General features: G+C 43.7%; 1 protein-coding gene. It reads left to right on the top strand.

The window, feature by feature from the left end; translation table 11 throughout:
• Positions 1–337: 337 nt before the first annotated feature.
• A complete protein-coding gene (locus QTN47_RS27785; protein ID WP_369332734.1) occupies positions 338–1690 on the top strand; it encodes a Gfo/Idh/MocA family protein in 1353 nt (450 codons plus the stop codon).
• The last annotated feature ends 268 nt before the right edge of the window (positions 1691–1958 follow it).

The raw sequence follows: 1958 nt of genomic DNA, 5'->3' as shown, positions 1-1958 counted from the left end.
CACGGAGTTTTTTTGCCACAAAGGCGCAAAGGCAGAAAGGACCACAAAGATTTTATGCACTATTTTAAAACCAAGCCTGCTCTCCTAATGCCCTACATCACATGCCTTACACCTCACGCCTGATACCTGATACCCAAAGCTAACAGCTAATAGCTAATAGCTGACAGCTCCCCAAGCAAACGTTTCCGTAAAAAAATCCGGTGGCTGACATTCAACTTAATTTCAAGAATGTTATATTTAGGAAATGCTTAACTGCTTAGCCATGAAAATACGCAAGTAACAGATTTGCAGCGGTTGCACTATTGATTTTGACTTTACTTAAAACAACCACAGCCATATGAATTCACGTAGAACATTCCTGAAAAATTCAGCTAAAGCTTCTGCCGCAATTTACCTGAGCTCTGCCTTTTCTGCCAAGAGCTATGCAAGGATCATCGGAGCCAATGACCGGGTGAATGTAGGCGTTGTAGGGTTTTCTGACAGATTTAAAAGCTCATTGCTTCCCGGCTTTATGGCGCATAAGGATAAGATGAACTTCGATATGATTGCCGTATCTGACCTATGGAAGGTAAAAAGAGAGAACGGGCAGGCCTTTCTAAAACAGAAATTGGATCATGACATTACTGCCTGCCGAAATAATGATGAGCTGTATGCTATAAAAGATATAGACGCAGTTTTTGTGAGTACAGCAGATTTTCAACATTCCCAACATTGCGCCGAGGCCGTTAGGGCTGGTCGCGATGCCTATGTTGAAAAACCCTTTGCTGAAACAATGGAAGATGCACGTGCGGCAATAAAAGCTGTTCGCGAAACCAAAAAAATTGTGCAGATCGGCTCGCAACGCCGCAGTGGGAGAAACTACAAAGCCGCGGAACAATTTGTAAAATCCGGCAAGTTTGGCGATATATTGAAAGTGGAGCTTACATGGAATGTAAATCAGCCGGCTCGTTGGCGCCGTAATGATCTGGTCGCCCAGTTAAAAGAAGAAGATACCGACTGGAAGCGCTGGCTGTTAAACAGGCCTTTCGAAAAATTTGATCCGAGAAAATATCTTGAGTTCCGCCTGTTCTGGCCTTATTCTTCAGGACTGGCTGGTCAGTGGATGAGCCACCAAATAGATACTGTTCACTGGTTCTCAGGTTTAAAGCATCCGCGTAGTGTAGTAGCGAACGGAGGTATTTATACATGGAAAGACGGCAGAAGAAACTGGGATACGATCACTGCAGTATTCGATTATGGCCCTCAGGATGACGCTTCAAAAGGTTTCCAGGTGACATTCGCATCCCGCATGGGTAATGGTGATGACGATCCGGGAGAGATCTATTACTCTAATGGCGGTGAATTGAACCTGATGAATAATAAAATTTCTCCCAAGGGCGGGCTATCTGCAAAAGCAGCAGGAGCCATGCAACTGCAGGCAAATCTATTGCCTGAAATGAACCTGAGCGAGATCGAAGAAAAGGTTTCCACAAGTGCTAACACCGGCGGTGATTCCCTCACATTGGCGCATGTAGGTAACTGGATGGAATGTGTAAGAAGCCGCCAGCAGCCAAACGCGTCCGTTGAAGCCGGTTATTCTCATAGCATCGCAACCATTATGACAAACGCCGCAGTTCAGACAGGCCAAAAAGCTACTTTCGACGAAAAGACCCAGGAAGTGATGGCGGGAGGAAAAGTATTCAGATGGTAGGAAGGAGAAAGTCAATAGTGAAGAACGTCAATAGTGAAAGGTGAAACATCTTAATTATCTGCGCAGGTAAAAACTGCGCAGTTTTTTTATAAACCCATCTTACTGTTCACTTTTAGCAATTTTCCGTGTAATCCCCAAATATCGCATCTGGCACATTTCACTATTCACCATTCAATGTCGTTGAAATAAGAGTTCTTTGAAAAAGTTGTTTATAAGCAGGTTGATTTCAATAAATTAGCGGCTCAAAAAATACTACTAAGATTATAGG

It is taken from the genome of Danxiaibacter flavus (genome assembly GCF_041060425.1).
GTDB classification, from domain to species: Bacteria; Bacteroidota; Bacteroidia; order Chitinophagales; family Chitinophagaceae; genus Danxiaibacter; species Danxiaibacter flavus.
Note: the sequence above shows the minus strand (reverse complement) of the source record. Positions and strands in the feature narration are given on the sequence as shown.